This is a genomic window from Streptomyces sp. SP17BM10 (genome assembly GCF_036322405.1).
Lineage (GTDB): Bacteria > Actinomycetota > Actinomycetes > Streptomycetales > Streptomycetaceae > Kitasatospora.
The window spans coordinates 17,839-37,595 of the sequence record NZ_JAQYXB010000623.1; the positions used below are offsets into that span (position 1 = coordinate 17,839).

General features: G+C 74.6%; 21 protein-coding genes. 7 read left to right on the forward strand and 14 right to left on the reverse strand.

All coding sequences use genetic code 11. From position 1 onward, the window contains the following. Positions 1–290 precede the first annotated feature (290 nt). The 7 genes from PUR71_RS24525 to PUR71_RS24555 all read right to left on the reverse strand — a co-directional run bounded on the left by PUR71_RS24525 (position 291) and on the right by PUR71_RS24555 (position 7,468). Positions 291–920 (reverse strand): class I SAM-dependent methyltransferase, encoded by a 630-nt coding sequence (locus tag PUR71_RS24525; protein WP_329929255.1) that lies wholly within the window; start codon positions 918–920, stop codon positions 291–293. Next, positions 917–1,411 carry a hypothetical protein gene (locus PUR71_RS24530; protein WP_329929256.1) on the reverse strand — a complete coding sequence of 165 codons (495 nt, stop codon included), beginning with the start codon at positions 1,409–1,411 and terminating at the stop codon, positions 917–919. The genes PUR71_RS24525 and PUR71_RS24530 overlap by 4 nt, the downstream gene beginning before the upstream one ends. Before the next feature lie 77 nt (positions 1,412–1,488). Further along, the gene (locus PUR71_RS24535) at positions 1,489–1,719 is read right to left on the reverse strand and encodes a hypothetical protein (RefSeq protein ID WP_329929257.1); all 231 of its coding nucleotides are present in this window, start codon (positions 1,717–1,719) and stop codon (positions 1,489–1,491) included. A 244-nt stretch (positions 1,720–1,963) separates the two neighbouring features. Further along, on the reverse strand, positions 1,964–2,275 hold the full coding sequence (locus PUR71_RS24540) for a hypothetical protein (protein WP_329929258.1): 312 nt from the start codon (positions 2,273–2,275) through the stop codon (positions 1,964–1,966). Positions 2,276–2,608: 333 nt separating this feature from the next. Beyond that, positions 2,609–4,825 carry an acyltransferase family protein gene (locus PUR71_RS24545; RefSeq protein ID WP_329929259.1) on the reverse strand — a complete coding sequence of 739 codons (2,217 nt, stop codon included), beginning with the start codon at positions 4,823–4,825 and terminating at the stop codon, positions 2,609–2,611. Positions 4,826–4,946: 121 nt separating this feature from the next. After that, positions 4,947–6,683, reverse strand: coding sequence for a glycosyltransferase family 2 protein (locus PUR71_RS24550; protein ID WP_329929260.1), 1,737 nt, complete (start codon positions 6,681–6,683; stop codon positions 4,947–4,949). Between the two features lie 248 nt (positions 6,684–6,931). After that, positions 6,932–7,468: a GNAT family N-acetyltransferase gene (locus PUR71_RS24555; RefSeq protein WP_329929261.1), complete on the reverse strand. Its 537-nt coding sequence runs from the start codon at positions 7,466–7,468 to the stop codon at positions 6,932–6,934. Positions 7,469–7,785: 317 nt separating this feature from the next. Between PUR71_RS24555 and PUR71_RS24560 the strand changes: the two genes are divergently transcribed. Continuing rightward, a complete protein-coding gene (locus PUR71_RS24560; RefSeq protein ID WP_329929262.1) occupies positions 7,786–8,661 on the forward strand; it encodes a lysozyme in 876 nt (291 codons plus the stop codon). Positions 8,662–8,710: 49 nt separating this feature from the next. Here the strand turns inward: PUR71_RS24560 and PUR71_RS24565 are convergent, their stop codons facing one another. Next, complete coding sequence (locus PUR71_RS24565) at positions 8,711–9,076, reverse strand: hypothetical protein (protein WP_329929263.1); 366 nt, start codon at positions 9,074–9,076, stop codon at positions 8,711–8,713. Positions 9,077–9,242: 166 nt separating this feature from the next. After that, positions 9,243–9,872: a maleylpyruvate isomerase N-terminal domain-containing protein gene (locus PUR71_RS24570; RefSeq protein ID WP_329929264.1), complete on the reverse strand. Its 630-nt coding sequence runs from the start codon at positions 9,870–9,872 to the stop codon at positions 9,243–9,245. 500 nt (positions 9,873–10,372) lie between these two features. Between PUR71_RS24570 and PUR71_RS24575 the strand changes: the two genes are divergently transcribed. From PUR71_RS24575 to PUR71_RS24585, 3 genes are read left to right on the forward strand one after another with little or no spacing between them, the layout of a single operon-like run. After that, positions 10,373–11,152, forward strand: a complete 780-nt coding sequence (locus PUR71_RS24575; RefSeq protein ID WP_329929265.1) for a TetR/AcrR family transcriptional regulator — start codon at positions 10,373–10,375, stop codon at positions 11,150–11,152. A 53-nt stretch (positions 11,153–11,205) separates the two neighbouring features. Next, positions 11,206–11,532, forward strand: coding sequence for a hypothetical protein (locus tag PUR71_RS24580; RefSeq protein WP_329929266.1), 327 nt, complete (start codon positions 11,206–11,208; stop codon positions 11,530–11,532). Between the two features lie 18 nt (positions 11,533–11,550). Beyond that, positions 11,551–12,624, forward strand: a complete 1,074-nt coding sequence (locus tag PUR71_RS24585; RefSeq protein WP_329929267.1) for a M14 family metallopeptidase — start codon at positions 11,551–11,553, stop codon at positions 12,622–12,624. 113 nt (positions 12,625–12,737) lie between these two features. On the opposite strand, the gene PUR71_RS24590 is transcribed toward PUR71_RS24585, so the two are convergent. From PUR71_RS24590 to PUR71_RS24605, 4 genes are all read right to left on the reverse strand, one after another. Then, positions 12,738–14,162: a hypothetical protein gene (locus tag PUR71_RS24590; RefSeq protein WP_329929268.1), complete on the reverse strand. Its 1,425-nt coding sequence runs from the start codon at positions 14,160–14,162 to the stop codon at positions 12,738–12,740. Positions 14,163–14,168: 6 nt separating this feature from the next. Beyond that, complete coding sequence (locus PUR71_RS24595; RefSeq protein WP_329929269.1) at positions 14,169–14,948, reverse strand: hypothetical protein; 780 nt, start codon at positions 14,946–14,948, stop codon at positions 14,169–14,171. Positions 14,949–14,972: 24 nt separating this feature from the next. Continuing rightward, positions 14,973–15,221 (reverse strand): ABC transporter permease, encoded by a 249-nt coding sequence (locus PUR71_RS24600; protein ID WP_329929270.1) that lies wholly within the window; start codon positions 15,219–15,221, stop codon positions 14,973–14,975. Between the two features lie 346 nt (positions 15,222–15,567). Next, positions 15,568–16,197 carry a TetR/AcrR family transcriptional regulator gene (locus PUR71_RS24605; protein WP_329929271.1) on the reverse strand — a complete coding sequence of 210 codons (630 nt, stop codon included), beginning with the start codon at positions 16,195–16,197 and terminating at the stop codon, positions 15,568–15,570. A 189-nt stretch (positions 16,198–16,386) separates the two neighbouring features. On the opposite strand from PUR71_RS24605, the gene PUR71_RS24610 reads away from it, so the two are divergent. From PUR71_RS24610 to PUR71_RS24620, 3 genes are read left to right on the forward strand one after another with little or no spacing between them, the layout of a single operon-like run. Then, positions 16,387–17,145, forward strand: a complete 759-nt coding sequence (locus PUR71_RS24610) for an SDR family oxidoreductase (protein ID WP_329929272.1) — start codon at positions 16,387–16,389, stop codon at positions 17,143–17,145. Further along, positions 17,142–17,945 (forward strand): SDR family NAD(P)-dependent oxidoreductase, encoded by an 804-nt coding sequence (locus PUR71_RS24615; protein ID WP_329929273.1) that lies wholly within the window; start codon positions 17,142–17,144, stop codon positions 17,943–17,945. Before PUR71_RS24610 ends, PUR71_RS24615 begins: the two co-directional genes overlap by 4 nt. Further along, the gene (locus PUR71_RS24620) at positions 17,942–18,913 is read left to right on the forward strand and encodes an NADPH:quinone oxidoreductase family protein (protein WP_329929274.1); all 972 of its coding nucleotides are present in this window, start codon (positions 17,942–17,944) and stop codon (positions 18,911–18,913) included. The genes PUR71_RS24615 and PUR71_RS24620 overlap by 4 nt, the downstream gene beginning before the upstream one ends. On the opposite strand, the gene PUR71_RS24625 is transcribed toward PUR71_RS24620, so the two are convergent. Beyond that, the gene (locus tag PUR71_RS24625; protein WP_329929275.1) at positions 18,910–19,728 is read right to left on the reverse strand and encodes an NAD(P)H-binding protein; all 819 of its coding nucleotides are present in this window, start codon (positions 19,726–19,728) and stop codon (positions 18,910–18,912) included. The two genes, PUR71_RS24620 and PUR71_RS24625, sit on opposite strands and share 4 nt — an antisense overlap. Between the last annotated feature and the right edge of the window lie 29 nt (positions 19,729–19,757).

The following is a 19,757-nucleotide window of genomic DNA, read 5'->3' on the forward strand; positions in this document are numbered from 1 at the left end:
TTCCGGCGCCGCCGGACCGGTGGTTGACGTCCCGGGACGCCTCGCCCTGCTGGCGTTTCGTCGGCTGCCAGGGTTCGGTGGCTTCGGCTTGGGGAGCGGCGGTCAGGAGGAACAGCGGGGACGGGGACAGGGTGGCGGTACTGGCCACTGCGGTGACGAATCTGCGCATGCGCATGGGGTGTGACGGCCCCTCGCCTGGTCGGCTGGCCGACCGTTCGGCTGTTCGGCTTTCCTGCACCGCATCGTCGCAACGGCCGGGCGGGCGGCGGCATCCCCTTGTTTCCGAGGTGTCAGGCGGCCGCCTCGAAGGCCAGGATCGTCCACCCCACGCCCGGGCGGCCGTGCAGGTCGGGCCGGGTGGTGCGGTGGAGGGGGTGGAGGCCGTGGGCGGCGGCCTGGGTGATCGTTTCCTCCGCCGGGACGTCGAACATGCGGCGGCCCGGCGGCACCGGGCCGTGGCGCAGCGACAGGATCACGCGGCCTCCGGGGGAGACCAAGCGGGCCAACGAGGCCATCGCGGGCGGGCGTTCGGCGGGGGCGAGGTGCATCCAGACGGCCGTCAGGAGGACGAGGTCGAAGCATCCCGCACCGAGCGAGGGCAGTTCCGGGAGGGCGTCGGAGACCCACCTGACGCCGGAGTCCCGGTGCAACTCCTCTCCGACGAGCCGGAGTTCGGGCGTCGGCTCGGCGGCGACCACCGAGTGGCCGAGGGCGGCGAGGGCCGCCGCGTCGCGGCCGGTGCCGGCGCCGACATCGAGGACGGTGGCGGGCGGCGCCGGGAAGAGGTGCAGCATCTCGCGGTGCACCTCGGCGAAGGTGACGCTCTCGTACTGGACGGCCAGCGCCTGCGCCTCGGCGCCGTACCCCGCAGTGCTGGCAAGCTCGTTGCCGGTCGGCTCGTTGCCGGTCAGCTCGTTCACAGGGCGCTCCGCATGACCACCGCGTCGCCGGCCGCCGCAGCGTCCGCGAAGAAGTCCCGCAGCTCCCGCAGGTCGGCGACCACCTCGGCGGCGAGGGCCTCGGACCACGGCGTCACGTAGCCGAGCGCGACGACCGTCCGCGCGAGCAGCGACTCCTGCTGGCGGACCAGCTCGCCGAGGGCCGAGCCGCGCAGGAACACCGAAGCGGCGGCGACCTGTTCGGGACGCAGCACGTGCACCTCGGGCTCCCCGGCCGGGCGCGGTGCGCCGCCGTGGAGGGGCAGGCGGGCGGCCGGGTCGGGGTGCAGGCCGTTCTCGGTGAGGGCGAGCGCCATCAGCCGCGCGGTGCGCCGTACGGCCAGGGCGAGCCCGGCGGCCGTCAGCTCGGCGAAGCCCGCGTCGTACCGGGAGGGGACGAGCGCGCCGAGTTCGGTCGGCGAGCTGGTGTTCACGGCCTGCCCGGGCAGGCGCCGCCAGACGTGGTCGCTCACCCGAACAGCCTAGCGCGACGGATCCTACCGGAAGGGAGGGCACAGGGCGCGAGGGCCCGGGCCGGGGCGGGACCGGGTCAGGCCTCGCCGGGGTGCCAGGCGGGCCACTCCCACGGGCGGTCGGCCCAGTGGACGCGCTCGGGGTCGTGGGGGTCGACGTCGGGGAAGAGCTGGTGGATCCGGGGCTCGAACTCCTCGGGGGCCAGCGGTTCCCAGCCGTGGCCCTCGAAGTGGACCAGCCGGTAGCGGCTGTCGGTGCGGAACTCCGCGACATCGACGAGGGGGCCGGACGTGCTGTTGGTCTCCATGCCCCCAATATGTGGCGCCGTGGCAATCCGCGCCCGTCCGGAACCCTCTTCCGGGTCATGTCCGCGCTTCGGCGCGCCCGTTGGGCCCGGTGGCTCGTTGAGCACGAAGCACGCCACGAACCGGGGGGTACCGGACGCAGGAGGACATCGACATGACAGGGCAGCCCAGCGGTGGGCAGTGGCAGTGGCCGCAGCAGGCCTGGCAGCCGCCGCCGGTCCCCGCGCCACCGCCGACCGGGCCCGCCTACACGTCCGTCCCCCCGCCGCCGCCCGACGTGCCGCCGCCGGCGGTGCCCGCCCCGACACGCTCGCGGTGGACGTGGGCGGCCGCGGCGCTGGGGACGGTGGCACTGATGGCGTCCGTCCTGGCGATGTGCGGGCCGGGGGCGGGCGACGACGTGTCCGTGGTGGCCCTGCCGCAGACGTCCTCGCCGTCGCCGTCCGTCCCGGCGGCGCCGAACCTGCGGCCGGTCTCGCCACCCGCGGTGACGCCGGCGCCGTCCCCGCTGCCCGCGCCGACCCCCGCGGGCGGCGAGTCGGCGAGTGCCGGTGGCACCGCGACCACTGCAGAGGAGGAGCCGCCGGCGGCGGCGGAACACACGCCGGGCCCCCACCCGAAGTCGGGCCGCGCCCCGCACACGACTCCCCACCCGGCCCCCGCCCCGGCGGCCTCCCCCGCCGGCCGGACCGGCCCACCGGCCGCCCCGCCGGCCCCGGGGCCGGGCTCACTCTGCGACCAGGCCGAACGCATCGGCCGCTGGCCCGCCGACTCGGAACAGGCCCGCCTCTGCCGGAACATCTACGGCTGAGGCCACAGGGCGTCGGGCACCGGGTCGGTCTCCGCCCCCGGTCCCCGGGGACCCGAGGCACGGCCGGCTCCGGCGCCACCTCACCCGGACGGCCGACCAGGCTCCGGGAGCACCACACCCCCGCTCTCAGCCCGCCCCAGCAGGGCCCGGTCCAGCCGTGGCGCCAGCACGCGGGCCAGCGTGTCCGTGATGTGGCCGGTGTCGCGGTACAGGACCACCCCCTCCAGGACCGCCGGGCAGTCGGGACCGCTGCCCGGGCACAGGAGCGGGCCGACGTCCACCACCCGGACGCCGTACCGCACCGCCAGGCCGCCGTCGAGCATCGGGTCGGGCTCGAAGGCGGTGGCGCGGGGGAAGGAGCAGGCGTCGGAGCGGCCGTCGGAGGCGGCGAGGCAGGTGGGGACGTCCTTGCCGGCCATCGGGGTGTCGCCGAGGTAGGCGAGGGGGGCGCCGGTGGCGGCGAGGCGGTCGAGGGTGCGGGTCCAGCCGCGGGCGCGTTCGTCCTGGCTGCCGTAGCGGTTGAGGCCGGCCATGAGGATCAGGCGTGGCTCGGGGCCGGTGGCGAGCCGGGTGAGGGTGTTCTCGCGCCAGCGGTCGCACTCGTCGAAGGTCCGGCCGAGGACGTCGTTGCGCACGGTGAGGGTGGCCAGCGGGCAGCCGGGTTTGACGAGGACCTCCAGGGCCCAGTGCCGCTGTTCGGCGATGGCGATGCCGGCCGAGATCCACTGGCCGGCGTGCGAGTCGCCGAGGAGGACGACGCGGTCGGGGCTGTTCTCGGCGCCGAAGAGGCAGCGCGGGCTGGTGTCGGCGTTGAGCGGGATCTCGCAGCCCTTGCCGGGTGGGAAGTCGACGCGGGCGCGCGCGAGCGACGGGGTGAGCCCGGTGAGGCGCGTGCCGGGGGCGAGCAGGGCGGGCCCGTCGACGGCTCCGGCCGGGGCGAGGGCCGGGGTGTCGGCGGTGCCGAGGGCGCGGACGGTGCCGCCGCCGAGGGTGAGGCCGGCGATCAGCGGGATGACGAGCGCGCTGGCACCGACGGCGAGCCCGCGGCGCGGCGCCGGGCTGCCGGCGTATCGCAGGGGGTGCTCGACGAGCCGCAGGGTGAGCCAGGCGGGCAGGGCGGCGGCCGCGACGAGGACGAGCTGGACGGGCCAAGGCAGCGTGCCGTACCGGGCCTGGGCGATGGTCAGCACCGGCCAGTGCCAGAGGTACCACGCGTACGAGAGGCGCCCGGCGGCGCGCAGCGGGCGGGTGGCGAGGAGCCGTCCTGCGGTCGGCGCACCTGCGGTCAGCGCTCCCGCGTCCGGCGTACCCGCGCCCCGCGCTCCGGCGTCCCGCACGCTGCCCGGGCCCGCGAGGAGGACGGCGGCGGTGCCGAGCACCGGCAGGAGGGCGGCGGTGCCGGGGAACGGCGTGGTGCGGTCGTACAGGACGACGGGAGCGACGACGGCCGCGAGGCCGGCCCACCCGACGATCCGCAGTGCCCACCCACGAGCGCCGAGCACCCCGCCGAGCAGGGCCGCGAGCGCCCCCGCCGCGAACTCCCAGAGCCGGCCGGCGGTGGAGAAGTACGCGAGCGGCGCCGAGGTCTGCGTCCACTGGACGCACAGCACCAACGACGCCGCTCCGACGCCCGCCGTCACGACGGCGACGGCGGCGGTGCGGCGGCGGCCGTGCAGGTGGCGGGCGAGGCCGAGCAGCAGGACGCCCCACAGCAGGTAGAACTGGTTCTCGACGCCGAGCGACCAGAAGTGCTGGAGCGGGCTCGGGTCGCGCCCGGCGGCGAGGTAGTCGGTCTGCCGGCCGACGAACCGCCAGTTGGCGTACTGCCCGGCGGCGGCGATCAGGTCGCGGGCGAGGTCGGTGCCGCGCAGCGGGTCGAGCAGGACGCCGCCCGCCACGGCGGTGGCGACGAGGACGACGGCGGCGGCGGGCAGGATGCGGCGGGCGCGGCGGGCGAGGAAGTCGAGGAGGCCGAGCGGGCCGCCCGAACTCCCCAGCAGCAGACCGGTGATGAGGAATCCGGAGATGACGAAGAAGACGTCGACGCCGACGTAGCCGCCGGTGAGGCCGGGCACGGCGGCGTGGTAGGCGAGGACGGACAGGACGGCCACGCCGCGCAGTCCCTCGACGTCGGGCCGGAAGGCGCCACGCTTGCGGGGCGCGTCGGCGACAAGGACGGCGGCTGGGGCGGGATCGGAAGGAACGGGCCGCTCGACCCGGACGACACCGGGGAGCAGGTTCTCGGAGGCGGACGAGGTCGGCGGTTCGGCGCTCGCCGGTGGTACGGCCGTCGGCACGGCGGGGCTCCTTGCTGGGCAGGCAGCGGGGGTCGGGGGCCGCCGGGCCGATGGGGCGGCCGGGCGGCGGGTCCGCGCCGGTGGGGCGACGCGCAAGGAAACGACGGAGCGGGGGAAGCGGTCAGAAGACCAGCGGGTCGGCCCAGCCGGACGCCAGCAGGCCGCAGAGCAGCAGCACGGCGGTGACGGCGACGGCCTCGGCCCGGCCGAAGCCCGGGTCGGTGCGGCGCCGCGCGGGCGGGGCGAGGTCGGCGCCGGCGGCTCCGTTGCCGCCGCGCAGCAGGGGCCACAGGGCCCTGATGAGCGGGATCATCGTGTAGGCGGTGAGCGTGAGGAGCGCGGTGAGCGCCCAGTAGGGCCGCCAGCCGTGCAGCGCGACGGCGCGGACGAGTCCGGCCGCGCCCGCGAGGACGACGAGCCCGAGCCAGCCGACGCCCATCCGGGCGACGGTCCGGGCGAGCGAACCGCCGCGCGACACCGCGCCGGTGGGCACCCAGTCGGCGCTGCGGCGGCGCAGCGCGTGCGCGATGGCGACCACGTGGCAGAGCCCGCCGAGGAGTTGGACGCGGGTGACCTCGAAGCGCCAGCGGGTGCGGGACATCGCGGGCAGCAGGACGAGGGCGACCCAGATCGGCGGCAGGAACGGCAGGACCTGCCAGGGCTCGATGTCGTCCGGGGCGAAGAACAGCATGATCAGGGCGGGCAGCGGCACGGCGAAGACGTTCACCGCGCTCGTCACGTAGCCGAGGATGCCGTTCCAGAAGCAGAGCCGCGCGGAGCGGGGCAGCGGTCCCCGGCGGAAGTCCGGGTCGCGGACGAGGGCCAGGGAGCCGAGGCACCAGCGGTACTGCTGGCTGATGAAGGCGGGCAGGCCGGTGGGCGACATGCCCTTGGCGACCAGGGCGGGCACGTACCGGGTGGTCCACCCGGCGCGGGCGAGCGAGAGGCCGGTGTAGAGGTCCTCGCTGTGGTCGATCTCCGCGAAGCCGCCGACGCGCGCCAGCGCGGCGCGGCGGTAGAGGGCGTTGGTGCCGCAGCACACGGTGCCGTCCTGCGCGTCCCGGGAGGGCTGGATCCAACGGTAGAAGATCTCCTGGGTGGCTCCTGCGGCGCGTTCGAGCCAGGACATGTCGGGGTCCGTGTCGAAGCACTGCGGGCTCTGCACGATGCCGACCCCGGGGGTGTCGAGGTAGGGCACCAGGTGGTGCAGGAAGTCGGGGCGCGGGCAGAAGTCGGCGTCGAGGACGGCGATGATCTCCCCGTCGCCCTCGGCGAGGCCGTGGTTGAGGTTGCCGGCCTTCTTGAACCGGCCGCGGTCGGGCCGGGCGCGGTAGCGGAAGCCGTAGGACTCGGCGAGTTCGCGCACCTCGGGGCGGGCGGCGTCGTCGAGGACGAGGACGGTGAGTTCGCCGGGCCAGTGCACGGCGGCGGTGTACCGGTAGGCGTTGTCGAGGACGGCCAGCGGCTCGCCCGCGGTGGGCAGCAGCAGGTCGACGCCGGGGTGGTGGGCGGGCCGCCGGGCGCGGACCAGCAGGTCGTGCGAGTCGCGCGTGTAGCGGCGGGCGCGCTGGCCGTCCGCGAGCGAGAGCAGCCAGGTGGCCGCGTTGAGGACGGTGAGCAGGAGGAAGGGCCAGAGCAGCGGACGGCTCAGGGCGAACAGACCGAGTGTGACGGTGGCTCCGGCGTAGGAGAGCGTGGCGCAGAGCGGTACCCAGCGGCGTTGCGGGCCGAAGTACCAGTAGAGCTCGTCGTCGTCGGGCGGTGCCGGCAGGCGGTGGTCGCCGGATCGGCGGGAGTCGGGAGTCCGGCGCGGGCCGGTGTCGGGTGCGGGCATGGCGGTGCCATGGAGTACGGGCATGCGGAATTGGCCCCCTGGGAGTGGGACGGAACGTCGGCCGTTCGAGCCCAGGGTCTCACATTGGCCTAGACCAATCATGAACGAGGCGTGACATCTCCGCATCGGCACTGGTCAGCGACTTTGACGGCGCGTCACCTCCGGGCGCACTCCGGGGATCACGGATCCGAACACCGGACAACGCCCCCGGCCGTGCCTCGTGGGCAACGTCCGGGGGCGTCGGTGCCGTGACCACTCCTCGGGAAGGACGGTCAGATCTCCTTCGTCAGCGTCTCGAAGCGCAGGTCGTCACGGCGCGGGATGCCGAAGCGCTCGTCGCCGTACGGGAACGGGGTGTAGACGCCGGTCCGGCGGTAGCCGCGGCGCTCGTACCAGGCGATGAGGTCGGCGCGCTGCTCGATCACCTTCATCTCCAGCACCGTGACGCCCCACTCCTCCCCCGCGAGCCGCTCCGCCTCGGCCAGCACGGAACGGCCGAGGCCGCCGCCCTGGAGGCCGGGGCGCACCGAGAACATGCCGAAGTAGGCGTGGCCGGCGTGCCGTTCGAGCTGGCAGCAGGCGAGCAGCTCGCCGTCCTGCTCGGCGACCAGGACGACGCCGTCGGGGTCGCCGACCGCCTCGGCGACGGCGACGGCGTCGGTGCGCTGGCCGTCCAGCAGGTCGGCCTCGGTCGTCCAGCCGGTGCGGCTGGAGTCGCCGCGGTAGGCGGACTCGACGAGGGCGACGAGCGCGGGCACGTCGGCGACGGTCGCCGGGCGGAAGACGGGCTGCTGGGCGGTGTCGGTCATGGGGGCGGTCCTTCCGCTTGCTCTGGTCTGTCGCGATCAGCCCGGGTGGGGCGGCCTTGCGGGCATCGTGCCACAGCCGCGGCGACCCCTGACCGGCCGGCCGGGGCGAACCGGGGGCGACGAGCGGGAGGCGCACGGGCAACGGGCGGACGTCAGGGGCCCGCGGTGTCACCCCGCCACACGTGGCGGCGGTTCAGGATGTGGCCCCGGCGTCTGGTCCTCCTGGCGAGCACATGGCTACTCTGCTCCCCGGCCGGGCCAACTCCCCGCCGCACCGGCCCCATTGGGCCACCACGCACCGGACCAGAGGAGTGTTCATGTCCAGCACTTCCCGCTCCGCCAGATCCATCACGACCCGCCGCCGCACCACGCCGGCCGTGCTCGCCGCGACGGTCGCGCTCGTCGCGGGCGCGACCGCACCGGCGTACGCGGACGATCCCGCGCCCGCACCCGCCGCCGCACCCGCCGGCCGCGGCGACCACCCCGAGCTCGACTTCGCCGGCTCCACGGTCGCCGCCCACGAGGGCGACGGTGCCGACCCGGCCGCGATCCGCTCGCTCGCCGTCACCCAGACCGCCGGCATGGACGTCTCCAGCTGGCAGGGCAGCGTCGACTGGGCCACCGCCGCCGCCCACGGCGCCGACTTCGCCTACATCAAGGCGACCGAGGGCACCACGTACCGGAACCCGTCCTTCGCGCAGCAGTACAACGGCTCCTACGACGCCGGGCTGATCCGCGGCGCCTACCACTTCGCGCTGCCGGACCGCTCCTCGGGCGCCACCCAGGCCAACTTCCTGGTGGACCACGGCGGCGGCTGGTCCGCCGACGGCGTGACGCTGCCGCCCGCGCTCGACATCGAGTACAACCCGTACGGCGCGACCTGCTACGGGCTGAGCCAGGGCGCCATGGTCGCCTGGATCCACTCCTTCAGCGACACCGTCCTCGCCCGCACCGGCCGGTACCCGACGATCTACACCACGACCAACTGGTGGACCCAGTGCACCGGCAACAACGGTGACTTCGGCGCCACCAACCCTCTCTGGACAGCCCGCTACTCCAGTTCGCCCGGCACCCTGCCGAACGGCTGGAGCTACCAGACCATCTGGCAGTACGCCTCCTCCGGCACCTTCCCCGGCGACCAGGACCTCTTCAACGGCGCCTACGACCGCCTCCAGGCCCTCGCCAACGGCTGACGCGCGAAGGGGAGCCCCCGGCGGGACCGTGGGCTCCCTCGCGGCGTGCTCAGCGCGGGTCGACGAGCTCCTGGGCGAAGACCGTCCCGAGCGGCTCGGGGCCCACGTACTGCTGGCAGTTGCACTGGCGGGCCTCGAACTGCACCGGGCGGCGCTCGGCGTCCCACGCGGTGGGCGCCTCGACCTCCTCGTGGCAACGGCCCTGCTTGTCGTGCTTGGCCAGGTGGTGCGTGCAACCGCAGACCGGCTCCGGCGGCCGCGTGGCCGCCTCCAGCGCGGCCTGCTTCCGGTCGGCCGCCTCCAGCAGCTCCAGCTTGCGCTCGTGGCGCGTCTTCAGGGCCCGGCGGGCGTCCTTGACGATCCACCCGCCGCCGTACAGCACTGCCGGCAAGACCCACCACGCGATGTCGTACATCGACCCATCCCCCGTCGTCCCCGAATCACCCCTCTCGGGGTTCCGCCGCACATCGTACGCCTGACCTGCGCCGGAGGATCCCACGAGGACTGGGGCCGGTCCTCGAACCCCCGCCCGCCGTGCGGCGTCCGGGCGGCCGACGGGGGTCCGACGACAGACCCCGGGGTCAGCGGATCACCGGGAGCACCGCGGCGTCCGAGCGGCCCGAGGCCGCCTCGATGAACGCGACCGGGTCGGCCACCTCGGCGAGCAGTGCGCGGACCGCGTGCAGGGCGGCGTCAGCGGGCGGCGGACCGCCGACGGCCGCGATCAGGTCGAGCAGGTGGACCGTCGCCTCCATGAGCGCCACCTCGGCCAGCGCGCCGATCCGCACGGCGCCGAGGATCGGGTGCGCGGCGACGGTGTCCGGAGAGAGGTCCGCGTAACCGGCCAGCGCGGCCGGGCCCTCGACCTCGAAGCGGGCGATCAGCCCGGCCGGGTCGGTCTCGGCGGCGGCTTTCTTGGCGCCTTCGGCGACCTGCCCGGCGGCGGTGTGGGCGAGGCCACCGGGCTGGTTGAAGAAGCGCAGGACGGCGGCGGCGGACTCGACCTCCGCCGGGCCGTCGACGACGGCGGCGCGCAGCTGTCCGAACGATTCGGCGGTGGGGGCGACGTGCGCGAACAGGTCCAGGACCGTCCAGTCCGGCAGCCGGGTCGGCCGGGCCCACGCCTCGGCGTCCAACCCCTTGCCGCGTTCCGCCCAGGAGAGCCACGCCTCGGCCAACACCTCGGTCGTGGGGGCGATGTGACGGGTCATTCGGTCTCCTCCGGGAGGGGCGCGGACAACGTCCGTCCACCGTAACCGAACGGCTCGGAAAACCGGTTCCCGGGTGGGCACTTGGAGTCCGAGGATCGGGGCACGACCAGGACCTCCGCCCGCCCGCTGCCGCCGACCCCCGCAGCCCGACCGCCCCGGGTCCAGCAGCGGCGCCGTCACCCCCGGAGGCCCGACCGCTCCCACGCGTGAGCGCCGAGCTCGTCCCAGGGGCCCCTCGCCGGCTGCGGCATCGCCGTGTTCGTCGCCGCCGCGTTCGCGGCCTCCGCAGCCGGCAGCTCCCGCTCGCCACCGGCGGGGCGCTGCCGGACCGGGCCGCGCCTCCTCGTGCGTGCGGGCTGATCCCGCCGGAGCGGCCTGAAGTCTCTTGTTCCTCCCGATTCGGAGCAATTCATCCGATTCGGTAGCACATTTACCTTGTATCCTGGACTCACATCCCCTGGACACCCCTCGGTATCCCCCCACCGCGGAGGAGTGCGGACATGGCCGACCAGGACGAGCAGGACGAGCAGGACGCGCCCGGGCAGGACGGCCGCGACAGGGAGGCGCCGACCTCCGGCCGCCCCGAGAAGCGGCCGCGGCTGAACCGTCCGCTGGTGCTCCGCACGGCCGTCGCGCTCGTCGACCGCGAAGGGCTGTCGGCGCTCACCATGCGGCGCCTGGCCGGGGAGCTCGGCGTCGAGTCCATGGCCCTCTACCGCTACACCCCCGGCAAGGAAGCCCTGCTCGACGGACTGGTCGAGGCCTACTTCGCCGAGGTCAACGAGCGCCTGCGCGGCTCGGCACAGACCCCCGAGCCCGGCTGGCGCGCCGAACTGCGCCGCATCGCGCGCACGTTCGCCGCGGTCGCGCACGCCCACCCCGAGATCCTGCCGCTCGTCGCCACCCGCCCGCTCGCCATACCGATGTCCCGCCGGCCCGCCTCCCAGCTCGACCTCACCGAGCACATCCTCGCCGTCCTCGGCCGGGCCGGCTTCGACGACGCCGCCGCCCTCACCGTCTACCGCTCCTTCGTCGCCTGGAGCCTCGGCAGCATGCTCGTCGACAAGCGCCAGGTCGTCGACAACGCGGCCGAGCCGGACCCGGCGCTGCGCCTGGGCCTGCACCGGCTGTCCGCCGTCGAGTACCCCCGGCTGCGCGCGCTGGTGCCCCGGTTCGCGGACTTCGACGACGAGGCGGAGCTGCTGGCCGGCCTGGACGGCCTGCTCGACCGGATGCCCCCGGCCCCGCTTGACGGGTTCTACGGCGGCGGCGCATCCTGAGGATACGAGGTACACGTCGGACATATCCCCCGCGCCCGGAAGAGGCCGCCATCATGTCCGCCGTTCCCAACGAACCACTCCCGAACGACATCCTCCGCGTCCGCCTCACGGCCAGGGACGCGGACGCCCTGCGCGCCCTGCTGCGCGAGCTCCGCCCGGACACGGGCGGCCGCCCCGGCGTCGAGGCCGACGGCAGCGTCGGCATCGACGCGTACGTCCCGGAGGAGCGGATCCCCGCCCTCGAGCGCGAAGGCATCACGGTCACCAGGACCGGCAACGCCAGCGCCGAGGGCCGGGCCGCCCAGGCCGAGGTCGGCACCGGCAACCGGTTCGCCGGCGGCGCCGTGCCGCGCGGCCTGGCCGCCAAGCTCCCCGGCTGACCGGGGAGGAGAGCCGTCATGCCGTACCTCAACATCGCCGAGGTCGAGTCCGCGGTGACCGCACTGGCCACCTCCTACCCGGGCCTCACCGAGCTCGTCACCCTGCCCGAGGCCTCCGTCGAGGGCAGGACCTCGCACGCCCTGAGGATCACCACCGACCCGCAGGCCCGCAAGGACTGCGTCCTCATGATCGGCGGCGTGCACGCCCGCGAGTGGGGCAGCTGCGAGATCCTCGTCCACCTCGCCGCCGACCTCCTGGAGGCCCACCAGGGCGGCACCGGCCTGGCCTACGGCGGCTGCCACTACACCGCCGACCAGGTGCAGGTGCTGCTCCACCGCCTCGACCTCGTGCTGTTCCCGCTCGTCAACCCGGACGGCCGGCTGCACAGCCAGACCGTCGACCCGATGTGGCGCAAGAACCGCAACCCGGCCTACGGCGGCGCCAGCCGGGATCCCGCCTGCGTGGGCGTCGACATCAACCGCAACTACGACTTCCTCTTCGACTTCGCCACCGCCTTCGCCCCGACCGCCACCCCGCAGGTGTCGGCCAGCCCGTGCGACCCGCAGGTGTACGCGGGACCGAGCGCCTTCTCGGAGCCCGAGACCCGCAACGTGCGCGCGCTGCTGGACCGTTACCCCGGCACCAGGTGGCTCGTCGACGTGCACAGCTACTCCGAGGACATGCTGTACAACTGGGGCGACGACGAGAACCAGTCGGCCGACCCCTCGATGAACTTCCGCAACCCGGCCTACGACCACACCCGCGGCCTGCCCGGTGACGTGACCTACGCCGAGTACATCGAGAAGACCGACGCCGACAGCGCCGTGCTGCTCGCCGAGCACTTCTGCCAGGCGGTCGCCGGCGTGCGCGGCCGCACCTACAAACCCGAATCGGGCTTCCACCTCTACCCGACCAGCGGGACCAGCGACGACTACGCGTTCGCCCGGCACTTCGTGAACCCCGACCGGGGCAAGGTGCTCGGCTTCACCGTCGAGTGGGGCACGAGCTTCCACCCGCCGTGGGCGGAGATGGAACGGATCGTCCTCGACGTGGACGCCGGCCTCGTCGGCTTCTGCCTGGCCACCGCGTAGACGTCCGGGCGTCCGGAGGAGGCACGCTCACCACACAGACCACAGTGCCCGACAGCTGGGTGCCCGCCACGAACGCTCGTGGCGGGCACCCGGGTTGTGGGCCGGGCAGGAGATCAGGCGGCCCGGTGGAAGAAGAACGGGTCGATCGACACCGGCACGCCGGGCGTGCCGTCGACGTCGAGCAGCCGGTGGGTGGTGAAGTCGGCGTTGCGCTGGTAGCTCACGCCCACCGGGAAGTTGGCGTTGTCGGGGGTGTTGTTGCCCGAGAAGATGCCGTAGAAGTCGGCGCCGACCGCGAGCAGCCGGATGTAGTCGCCGAGGTAGGGAAGTCCGACGGCCTGCGGCACGTCGGCGGGGGCCTGGTGGAGCACCGTCGTCTCCGGCGCGCTCCTCCAACTGTCGGCGGTGGTCTCCAGGATCGTCGTCCACTGGTTGTCGGCGAACTTCTGGTAGGCCAGGCCGATCACGCCCTGGGAGTTGACGGCCAGCGCCGGGTTCTTCACGTCGGTGAGGTCGTCGCGGGTCTTCGCCCAGCTCTGGCCGCGGTCGGTCGAGCGCCGGACGTGCAGGGTGTTGTCGATGCCCTTCGGTCCGCCGACACGGTCGCACCAGGCGATCCACACGTTGTTCGCGTCCGTCGGATCGACCGCGATCGTGAGGTCGCCGCCCATGCGCTCCTGGCCCATGCCGCCGCCGAACACCACGAAGCAGCCGGTCGCCACCCGCTGCCCGGGAGTGCTGTCGGTGGCGTCCTTGAGGTCCTGGAACGGGTCGGTTCCGGCGGCGGCGCTGTCGTCGCGGGTGACGACGACGTCGAAGGTGACGTCCGAGACCTGCTGACTGACGGCCTTGTCCGTCGTCCAGCTCTCGAACGCCGCGTAGACCGTGCCGTCGGGGTGCAGGGCCAACCGGACCGGCGGGCCGTCCTGCTGCGCCGGGGTGCGCCGCTCGATGCCGGCCGGCGCGAAGCCGGCCGGTCCGGCGGCCGCCCTGGCATCGCCCGAGACGTCGACGGTGGCCGTCCTCGGGCTCGGCGGGTTGTGGGCGAAGTTGTTGTTGCCGATGAAGACGCGGTCGCGGTCGCCGCCGTCGCCGGCGACGGTGTCGGCGACGACCCAGGGCTGGTCCACCGGGTCCCGGTTGACGAGCACCTTCATCGGCGCGGTCGAGGTGACGGACGGCGTGCGGAGGATCTGCAGGATCGTCCTGTCCTGCAGGAAGGCGGCCACGCCGTTCAGGATCCCCGCGTACAGGGTGCCGCCGCGGTCCGCGAAGGCCACGGTGATGTCGCCGGTGCCGAACCCGTGCCCCTGGATGGCGCCTCCGCCGGGGACGATCGTGTTCAGCGACCAGGTGGCGCCGCCGTCCGTGGACACGTAGACGGGGGCGGACTTGCCGTGCAGCGGGGCGGGGGTGAACGCCGTCGCCACCATCTCGGCGGGCTTCTCGGGGTTGACGGCGAGGAACGGCTCGGAGTCCTGCTCGGACTCGCCGCTCAGCGACTTGGGAGTGATGTTGACGACAGTGAACCTGGGCATGCCGGCTCACATCCCTTCGCGCAGCGCGGCGAGCCGGTGCGCCGGCTGGTAGTCGTCGGCGTCCCGCAGCGCGTACGGCGCCAGCTGCTGCCGATCGCCCTCGGTGGCGTGCAGGATCCACAGTCCCGCCTGGCCGGCCCTCGGCTTCGGGACGTGGTTCCAGTGGCGGTCGCGGCTGTTGGGGTACAGCACGGAGACGCTGTCGGCGGAGATCGCGCCGTGCTCCACGTGCTGGACGTCCAGCGTGGCGCGCCACCAGTCGGGGTCGTGCTCGGAGTAGTGGCCTGAGCCGTCGATCCGCTCCAGGCCGGACACCGTGCCGAGCAGCACGGCGTCCGCCTCCCGGGCGTGCGTGGCGAGGTCCTGCCGGTGGATCCGGCGCAGCACGGCGGAGAACGGCATCTCGTCCGCGGTCGTCGCCGCGAGGGCGACGTGCGGGCGGACGGCGTGGGCGGGCAGGCGGCCGACCTCGCTGACGGCGAGGCCGCTGCCGTAGTACAGGCCCTCGGTGAAGAACGCGGCCGAGTCGCCGACCGCGAGCGGGGCGGCGTCGGCCAGCAACTGCACGGTGACCTGGCTGCCGGCGAGCCGCCGGAACGCGTCGGGCGCGTGCAGGACGTGGTCGACCTTGATGACGGCGGTGTGCTCGTCGGCCGGAAGACCGGGCAGCGGGGTGCCGCCGGTGCGGGTGACCGTGCCGAGGAAACTCAGCGGGGTACGCCGGACGAGGTCCGTGAGCTCGCCGGGCGGCACCGCGGGGGCTTCGGCCGGTGTGGGATCGGTCATGGCGATCCTCCTTCGGTGGCGCGGTCAGCGCGCGGCGCGGGCGGCGGACGGGTGCGTCCGGCGCCACTCGGTCCGCGCGCCGAAGGCGCAGGCGGCGGTGACGGCCGCGGCGAGCGCGACGACGAGCCACTCGGCGGCGCCGCTGCCGGCGTCCGGGTCGACGCCGAGCAGGGTCTCGATCCACTGCGGCCACACCAGGGTGATCAGGAACAGCAGCCCGGAGAGGCTGCCGAGGGCGGTCTCCAGCCAGAAACGGAGCCGGACCGTGTTCATTCTCGTGTTCGTACTCGTGTTCGTGTGCTGGGCGCGTTGGATGGGCATCACTGCGCCCCCCTTCTCCAAACGCCCGGGTCGGCTGCGCACGCCGTCGTGACCGACCGGCCGGGCCGGCCCGGGTCGGGGGATGTTCTGCTCGGGGTCTGCTCGGGGTTCTGCTTCGGGTTCTGCTTCGGGATCGCGTGGGAGTTCGCCGGTCCCGGCGGTGCTGCGGCGTCGGGCCATGGCACCAGGGGTGGCGATGTACACCTGCGATGTAGAGCTACGAGGCACACGTACTTCGTATACGAGTCTGCGCGCCGTCGAAGACAGGGTCAAGGGCGGGCGGGACGGGCCCGACGGCTCACACCTGCGCGCCGAGCATCCGGAGCACCAACTCACCGTAACGGCGGCCGAGTTCCTCGGGCGTCTCGGTGCTGCGGTCGGTGTACCAGCGGGACACGTCGATGCCGAGCGAGGTGACGGCGCGCGCGGCCGTGCGCACCTCGGAGACGGTGAAGGCGCCTGCCGCGACGCCCTCCTCGATCAGCGCGCTCACCTCGCGCTCGATGTCCAGGCGCAGCGCGGCGACGACGGCATAGGCGTCCTCGGGCAGCGCGTGCAGCTCGTAGTTGACCACCCGGCCGACCATCCGGCCCCGCGCGTGCCAGGCGCTGAACTCCTCGACCAGCCGCCGCATCCGCTCCGCCGGCTCCCCCTCGCCCGCCGCCGTCCGCCGGACCAGCGCCAGCGTCGCGGCGTGCCCGGCCTGGCTGATCTCGGCGAGCAGCGCGGCCTTGGACGGGTAGTGGATGTACAGCGCGGCCGGGCTCATCCCCGCGGCGGTGGCGATGTCGCGGGTGGTGGTGGCGTGGAAGCCGCGCTCGGCGAAGGACTCGACGGCGGCCTGGAGCAGCCGGTACGCCGCCTCGGGGCGGGAGTCGGTGCCGCCGGTCGGGGCGGGCCAGAGGTCGGCGATGGGCGTGCTGGTCATGGCGTCATCCTCGCATCATCGTCGCCGGGAGCTCGTACGGGCATTCGCGCGGGGTGCCCCGACCGGCCCGGGCGGCCCGGGCGGGCTGTTGACAGGCTCCCCCACCGACACCATGCTGAGCAAGCGCTTAGTCAGCGCTCCTCTCACCGTTGATCCTCCCGTCGAACCGCGCGAAAGGCAGGACCCTCCGTGGTGCACTCCTTCAAGGGCAAGGTGGCCGTCGTCACCGGATCGAGCCGGGGCATCGGCCTCGGGATCGCGCGCGAGCTGGTCGCCCGTGGGGCCAGGGTCTGCCTGACCGCCCGCACCCCCGAACCGCTCGCCGAGGCCGTCCGCGACCTGGGCGGCCCGGAGAACGCGATCGCCGTCGCCGGCAAGTCCGACGACCCGGCTCACCAGGAGGAGGCCGTCACCCGCACCCTGGAGGCCTTCGGACGGCTCGACCACCTCGTCAACAACACCGGGATCAACCCGGTCTACGGCCCGGTGCTCGACACCGACGCGGACGCCGCCGCCAAGATCCTCGCCGTCAACGTGCTCGCCCCGCTCGCCTGGACCCGCCGGGCGCACGCCGCGTGGATGGGCGAGCACGGCGGGTCGATCGTCAACGTCGCCTCCGTCGCGGGCATCCGCGCCTCCCTCGGCATCGGCATGTACGGCGTCAGCAAGGCCGCGCTGATCCGCCTCACCGCGGAGCTCGGCGCCGAGCTCGGCCCGCAGGGGATCCGGGTCAACGCCGTCGCCCCCGCCGTCGTCAAGACGAAGTTCGCCGAGGCGCTGTACGAGGGGCGCGAGGAGAAGGTCGCCGCCAAGTACCCGCTGGGCCGCCTCGGCGTGCCCGAGGACATCGCCGGCGCCGTCGCCTTCCTGCTCTCCCCCGACGCCGGGTGGATCACCGGCCAGACCGTCGTCCTGGACGGCGGCGTGACGCTGGGCGGTGGGATGTGAGCCCCTCCGCAGCCGCCGACGTCGATTTCGTGGGACAGGGCGTCGTCGTCACCGGCGCCGGACGCGGCATCGGCGCCGCCCTCGCGACGGCCTTCGCCGAGGCCGGCGCGCACGTCGTGGTCAACGACCTGGACGCGGACGCCGCAGGCGCCGTCGCCGCCCGGATCGGCGGCACCGCCCTGCCCGGCGACGCGGCCTGCGCCGACGGTCTCGCCGAGCTGGTCGGGCGGGCCCGGGAGGCCGTCGGCGAGATCGACGTCTGGTGCGCCAACGCGGGCGTCGCCCCGATCGGCGGCGCCGACGCGCCCGCCGCGGCCTGGGCCAGCGCGTGGGAGGTCAACGTCCTCGCCCACGTGCGGGCCGCCGACCTCCTGCTCCCGCGCTGGCTGGAGCGCGGCCGGGGGCGCTTCCTCGCCACCGTCTCCGCCGCCGGACTGCTCAGCATGCTCGGCTCGGCCCCGTACGCCGTCACCAAGCACGGCGCGCTCGCCTTCGCCGAATGGCTCTCCGCGACCTACCGCCACCGCGGCATCCAGGTCCACGCGCTCTGCCCGCAGGGCGTGCGCACCGACATGCTCACCGGCACCGGCGCCGTCGGCGAGGCCCTGCTCGCGCCGACCGCCCTCGACCCCGAGGACGTCGCCGGGGCGGCCCTCACCGCCCTGCGCGAGGACCGCTTCCTGATCCTCCCGCACCCCGAGGTCGCCGACTACTACCGCGCCCGCGCCACCGATCCGGACCGCTGGCTGGGATCGATGAACCGGCTCCAGCAGGGCCTCGAGAGGAGCAACGCGCTGTGAAGGCCTGGCAGGTGAGCGAGCTCGGCGAGCCGCTCGACGTGATGAAGCTGGTCGAGGACGTCCCCCAGCCCGCGCCCGGGCCGGGGCAGTTGCTCGTCCGGGTGCGCGCGGCCGCCGTCAACTTCCCCGACGCGCTGATGGTCCGCGGTCACTACCAGGTGCGCCCGCCGCTGCCGTTCACACCCGGCGTCGAACTGTGCGGCGAGGTCGTCTCCGGCGCCCGGCGCGGCGAGCGGCTGATCGGCAACCCCGTGCTGCCGCACGGCGCGTTCGCCGAGTACGCGCTGCTCGACGCCGCCGCCGCGTTCCCCGCCCCCGACGCCCTGGACGACGCCGAGGCGAGCGCGCTGCACATCGGCTACCAGACCGCCTGGTTCGCCCTGCACCGCCGCGCCCGGCTGCGCGCCGGCGAGACGCTGCTGGTGCACGCGGCGGCGGGCGGCGTCGGCAGCGCGGCCGTCCAGCTCGGCCGCGCCGCCGGGGCCCGGGTGATCGCCGTCGTCGGCGGCCCGGCCAAGGCGGAGGCGGCCCGCGCGCTCGGCGCCGACGTCGTCGTGGACCGGACGGCCGAGGACTTCGTCGCCGTCGTGAAGCAGGTGACGGACGGCCGCGGCGCCGACGTCGTCTTCGACCCGGTCGGCGGCGACGCCTTCACCGGCTCGACGAAGTGCATCGCCTTCGAGGGCCGGATCGTCGTGGTCGGCTTCGCCGCCGGGCAGATCCCGGCACCCGCGCTCAACCACGCCCTGGTGAAGAACTACGCGATCCTGGGCCTGCATTGGGGCCTCTACAACACGCACGCCCCGCAGACCGTCCAGGCGGCGCACGAGGAGCTCACCAAGCTGACCGAGGCGGGCGTCGTCCGCCCGCTGGTCAGCGCCCGCCTCCCGCTCGCGTCGGCCGCCGAGGCGGTGCAGCGGGTGGCGGACGGGCGGAGCGTGGGGCGCCTGGTCGTCCTCGGTGGTTAGCCCGCGGCGATGACGTCCAGCGCCGGGCGGGGCGGGCGGCCGAGGAGGGCGGCGAGGTCACCCGGGGCGCCCGGACCGGCCAGGAAGCCGTGGGCGATCGCCGAGTAGGTGCCCACCACCATCGGCACCTGGAAGTCCAGCGCGTCCGAGGCCGCCACCGCCGCCCTCGTCCCGGCGAGGGTGGCGGGGCGGTACTCGGCGCCGGTCGCCGCCGCGAGGTCCGCTCCGCCGATCGCCCGCTCCCCCACCAACTCGTACGTCCGGCCGGCGTGTTCGGCGGGTGCGAGGGCCACGCCGACCGCGACCTCGGCCAGGTCCGCCCGGGCCACCGCCGCGAGCCCGCCGTCGCCGAGCGGCGCGGTGATCACCCCGTCCGCGTCCGGCGCGGCGATCGCGGCCAGGAACTCGGCGTAGAGCCCGTTGCGCAGCACCGTCCAGCGCAGGCCCGCGGACCCGCGCAGCCGCCGTTCCGTCCAGCGGTGCGCGAGCGCGTAGGGCAGGTGGTCGCCGTCGCCGGACAGGCTCGTGTACACGACGTGCTCGACGCCCGCCTCCTCCGCCGCCGCGATCGCCGCGCCGTGCCGGGCGATCACGACGTCGTCCTCGGCGGCGCCGGCCGAGATCAGCAGCAGGGTGCGGACGTCGACGAAGGCCTTCTTCAGAGTCTCCGGCCGATCGAAGTCGACGAGCCGGGCGGGGGTGCCGTCCGGCAGGGCCTCGGGGGTGCGGGAGCCGGCGACGACGCCCTCCCGCCCGCGCAGGCGCTCCAGGACGAGGGCGCCGAGGGCGCCGTTGACACCGGTGACGAGCAGCATGGGGTCCCTCCGGGGGATGATCGGCGTTG